Raw genomic sequence first — 4967 nt, 5'->3', positions numbered from 1 at the left:
TCGATAAACAGGATGATCGCACGCGGTGACGACCTTACTTCTTCGATCACTCCATTCAGACGACGCTCGAACTCACCTTTGACACTTGCGCCTGCCTGCAACAAGCCCATATCCAGTGTCAGCAATTCAACGTTCTTCAGAGATTCGGGCACTTGACCGTGGATGATTCGCAGCGCGAGCCCTTCCACGACCGCCGTTTTCCCAACACCGGCTTCCCCAACGACTATCGGGTTGTTCTTGCGCCGCCTGGCGAGTATGTCCACCATCTGGCGTATCGCGTCGTCCCGACACAAGACAGGATCGAGTCGTCCTTCACGGGCCTGATGCGTCAGATTGCGGGTAAAGCGTTTCAACAATGGGTCATCAGTGGTGCCCGTTGGGCACTCTTTATCGGCAACCTGTTCCGCGAGTGCAAACTCCTTCAGACGATCAGCGTCGATGTTGCTTAACAGCGCCTGATAGCGACTGCCTGCATGACGCAACGGGTTTCGCAACACGGCGAGAATGAGTGCTGCCTGATCGATATGACTGCGGTGCAGCTCAAGGCTGGCCACTATCCATGCATCCTGTAGCCACTGGACCAACTCTGTAGCAAACACTGGATTGCCAGAAGCACTCTGCTCGATGGCTGGCCGTACCTCGGCGGTAAAATGCTCGACAGTTTGGTCTGCGTCCTTGAGGGCACGAACGAGAAGACTCTGCGGACGCTCCAGCAAGGCCAGAAGCAGATCATCTACGAGAATAAGACTGCCACCTCTGGCCACACAACGCCCCGCACAGCTCTCGAGATCCTGCCGGGTCGGTACGTCCAGTGCATTGACCAGCTGTTGAAGGTCTACGTTAATCATAAATATCTGTCCTCGATAATCGACCGGCCAAGCGTGACGACTCCATCAGCTCGTTCGCGCCCCAGCCAACTGGTCCAGCCAAGACGACACGTGTTGGTTTCTCCAATATGCAGCGCCCGGATTTCATCCCGCAGCAGCGTCAAAGAGATGTCGTATTCCAGAAAGTCTCGTTGCGTAAAACGCACCAAAGCTCTGAGAGGCTGATGCCGAGCGCCGATGGGAAGAAACTGATGAAAGCTGTCCCAGCAAAGTTGCCTTATATGAATGCGAAACTTTCCACTTCGATCACGAACGCGTTCACCCAGCACTGCGTCTTGACCAAGCTGGTGATTGGCTCTGCCGAGCGAATTGCGCTGTCTCGAATCTATGAGCACGACCCGCTGCGTACACTGCTCAATGAACATCTCTGCATGTTTGAAGTAATAACGAAGGACCGACTCGATCAACGCGGCAGAATGCGCTCGAAGGCTGAGCAGTCCCAGATAGGGCAAAAGTCGCTTCCAGTTCAAGTCCGTAGTTTCTCTGATCCTTTCCCCGCCCAGCCCGATCAAAGCAAACAAATGCTCGGAAAATCGATCTTTGGCGCCGTGGGCAAACACAGCGCGATAACGGTATTTGCGCCAGACAGGCAGCATGAGCTTCTGAAGGCGGTGATGAAAAACGTTCATAAAATCACGCGTCGTATTGGAACCACCCTGATCAGCCTGCGCCTGCTCGCTGTAGAAGGCCGGTAACGGCGAACCTGATCCAATCAGGCTGATAACATTCAGGCACAATCGCACACGCAGTTGCCCGCGCTCTTCGAGCACGTCAAGGCGTTCGATATCGCTTCCAGGAAAACCCAGATCTGGATTCGCTTGCAGCTCAAGAAAGTCATGCAATTGCTCATCATCCGCTTGCGGATAAACGTCGCGAAGCATGTTCAGAATCAGAGGAACTGCCTGATAAATCGAGTACTCGCGGATCGTAATGCCCATCGCAACTAGAGCAGCGGCTGAAACCCCATGCGAGGTGCCCATTCGTAGTATTCTCCGTGAGTGCTTTTAACGTTCAGTTCATGAAACGAGTTGAGGCTGGCGTACAGTGCGAAAAACTCATTGAGCACCGAAGCAAATAGAAAAAGAGCACCCTCTCCCTCGTAACCGTCTGGATTGATGATCAGTTCTGTCCTCACCCCGCGTACCGGATGCCCCTTGAATAGCCGATCTACAGGTTGATGACTGATCGCCTCAAGGCCTTTGAGAAGATGCTGACTGGCTCTTTCTGCCTGCTGATCATAGTGACGTGGCAGGTCATAGGTTTCGAGAATTACCTTCAACGCATCAATGTTCGATAGCGACACATAATTCAGTGACATATTGCTGATCACCCGCCATAAGAAATCCCGACCGATCGGTGGCGGGTAACTGGGGGTTGCCGGAATGATGCTGTTAAAACGGAGGGCAACCGGGGTCCCTTCACTGTGCTGACAAATGCCACCTGACTTGATTCGCAACGGAAGATTTTGGTTGGTGCAGGTCAGTTCGATGGAAACCGTTTCATGATGCCCGGTGCTTCGGAAATCGAAACTTAAATAGGTATCCAGCCCTTCATGCTGCAGGGATGGGCGTTGCCGAACACTGTAAAAAGGAGCGCCGTGTTTAACATTAACCTCAGGATCATGCTCGAACGATTCGAACGCGACATATTCTTGATAGCCCATACCGCCAGGCTGCCAACCTGTCACCTTATCGACCGAATACACCCCACAATGATCGACACTGTCTCTGGACGGCGTGAGCAGGTATTCGTCACGCTTACCATCAATCAGAACAGGCAGAGCATCTTGTTTAAATAAATTCACAACCGGTGTGCAATACAACTTTATGTTATCCACCGTAGGGCGAAGGCGCTGAATATCGGCGCCGTTTATCTTGAATACCAGCTGCAGGCCCACAGCATGTTTGAGGACGCTATCGGATAACGCATTAAGTACGCTCAGCGCCCCGATATCTACGAACATGAATTTTTCCTGACAGAAAAAATATTCCTGCAGGTATCGATATCCTTGGTAGGTATTGAGTGGGTAAGGGATCAACGCCTCATCTTCCGCGAAGCCAACCGGATACACCTCACTGACCGGGATCTGAAATTCAATGGATTTCCCATTGTTGTCGATGATCGGGCTTCCGTCAGCATCCAGCGGACTCAACAAAATCCCATCAAGCCTATGCAGCAACCCGACGTACAATGTCTGACTGATATGACGATCGCCTGAAAGATGAAGGCGCAACCGGGTCAGCCCTAATTCACCGATATGGCCGTCGCAGTTCATCACCAAGTGCAGCTTCAACGCTGCACCGTTGCTGGTAGGCGAGTGAGTCAGATCCCCCAGTCTGAGCGGCAGCACCTCGGTTGGAAAACAAGTACGAAAACGGCAGGCGACTCCGTCAACGGGTTCACTCTCGACGGGTGTAGATCGCTCGACCAGCACGGCAGGACCTCGCCGGCTCAATGGTTCGAACGCAATCATGCTGACCGATGGCACAGGTCGCATATAGTTCGGCCAAAGCAACTGCATCAACGAATGGGTCAACTCGGGCAGTTCGTCATCCAGTTTCTGACGTAATCGCCCTGTCAAAAATGCGAAGCCTTCAAGCAGTCGTTCGACATCCGGATCACACCCCGTCTGGCCTAGAAAAGGCGCGAGCGCAGGATTGCGTTCGGAAAAATGACGGCCCAACCGACGCAATGCGCAGAGCTCATCCTGATAGTAATCATTGAAAGACAAACTTAATCACCCGGCTTTAGTTTTCGCAGAAGTACACACCGTATTTTTCATGAACAGCTTACTCACTCTGACGAGCAAATAGGCTGTCCATGGTTCAGCTATTGACTACAGGTCACATTGGTCATACCACGGCCGTCCAACGCCGCGAGAAAAACGACATCTTTCTTAAGTCCATCAATATTAAGCAATGCCTTGATAGAGAACCCAAGTATCAACACACTCCCGTCGGTTGATTCTGAAACCACTCTGACATTACTCAGTCGCGGCTCATAAACCTGAATGAAATCTTCAATCGCTTTCCTGGACTGGCGCATTGTTTCATGAAGACTGAAACGCATATCGTTTAAGTCAGGAAGGCCATAGTCAGGAAGCATTTGCACACTGCCCGCTCGCGTACTCAACAGTCTGGAAAGATGTGCCGCGACCGATGCCATCACGCACGTCTCGCGCCCTGGGCTGCGGTTTGTGGCGGGTGTGTCGCGGAGCCGTTCGAACAAGCTGCCGTAGCGGCTCATTCCTTATCCATTTTTCCAACCAGTGAAAGAGTGAACGCAGCGCCCATGTATTTGAAGTGCGGACGCACATTCAAACTGACGCGATACCAGCCTGGATCACCTTCAACATCACTGACGATGACGTTGGCGGCACGCAGAGGCCGACGGCCGCGCACATCAGCGCCAGGATTTTCCTGATCAGCGACGTATTGACGTATCCACTTGTTCAGTTGAAGCTCAAGGTCGGTTCGTTCCTTCCAGGAACCGATCTGTTCACGCTGCAACACCTTAAGGTAGTGAGCCAAGCGGTTGACAATCATCATGTAGGGCAGTTGAGTACCCAACTTGTAGTTAAGCTCAGCCGTTTTGCCCTCCAGATTATTCCCAAAAAACTTGGGTTTCTGTACGGAGCTGGCCGAAAAGAAAGCAGCATTATCACTGCCCTTGCGCATGGTCAGCGCGATGAAACCCTCTTCTGCCAGCTCATACTCACGCCGATCCGACACCAGAACCTCGGTGGGTATCTTGGTTTCAATCTCCCCCATACTGTCGAAGTGGTGCAGCGGAAGATCCTCCACCGCGCCACCACTCTGTGGCCCGATAATGTTGGGGCACCAACGGAATTTGGCAAAGCTGTCCGTGAAGCGTGTTCCGAATGCGTAGGCCGTGTTGCCCCAGAGATAATGTTCGTGCTCGTGGGCCACATTTTCCCTATAGGCGAACGACTTGACCGGGTTGTTTTCGGGGTCGTAAGGGCTTCTCAGCAAAAAACGCGGCAAGGTCAACGCAAAATAACGAGCGTCTTCCTGCTGGCGAAAACTCTGCCACTTGGCAAACTGTGGACCCTCGAAATGA

The 4967-nt window shown here is 52.5% G+C and carries 4 protein-coding genes and 1 pseudogene; all 5 read right to left on the bottom strand.

All coding sequences use genetic code 11. The features are described from left to right. A pseudogene (locus BZK31_RS28600) lies at positions 1–848 on the bottom strand (type VI secretion system ATPase TssH); the annotation flags it as partial. Further along, positions 845–1867, bottom strand: a complete 1023-nt coding sequence (gene tssG, locus BZK31_RS28595; protein WP_083186485.1) for a type VI secretion system baseplate subunit TssG — start codon at positions 1865–1867, stop codon at positions 845–847. The gene tssG and the pseudogene BZK31_RS28600, both read right to left, overlap by 4 nt. Continuing rightward, positions 1831–3618 carry a type VI secretion system baseplate subunit TssF gene (gene tssF / locus BZK31_RS28590; protein WP_083186484.1) on the bottom strand — a complete coding sequence of 596 codons (1788 nt, stop codon included), beginning with the start codon at positions 3616–3618 and terminating at the stop codon, positions 1831–1833. The genes tssG and tssF overlap by 37 nt, the downstream gene beginning before the upstream one ends. 98 nt (positions 3619–3716) lie before the next feature. After that, complete coding sequence (gene tssE, locus BZK31_RS28585) at positions 3717–4133, bottom strand: type VI secretion system baseplate subunit TssE (protein ID WP_083186483.1); 417 nt, start codon at positions 4131–4133, stop codon at positions 3717–3719. Next, positions 4130–4967: type VI secretion system contractile sheath large subunit (gene tssC, locus BZK31_RS28580; protein WP_102136536.1), on the bottom strand; the 838-nt coding region annotated here is incomplete at its 5' end. The genes tssC and tssE, both read right to left, overlap by 4 nt.

The sequence above is a fragment of the Pseudomonas floridensis genome (genome assembly GCF_002087235.1).
GTDB lineage: Bacteria > Pseudomonadota > Gammaproteobacteria > Pseudomonadales > Pseudomonadaceae > Aquipseudomonas > Aquipseudomonas floridensis.
This window is presented reverse-complemented; position numbering and strand designations above follow the sequence as displayed.

Bases quoted from the DNA above. Each gene is read 5' to 3' on its own strand.
- tssG (WP_083186485.1), bottom strand. From the start codon at position 1,867: ATGGGCACCTCGCATGGGGTTTCAGCCGCTGCTCTAGTTGCGATGGGC.
- tssE (WP_083186483.1), bottom strand. From the start codon at position 4,133: ATGAGCCGCTACGGCAGCTTGTTCGAACGGCTCCGCGACACACCCGCC.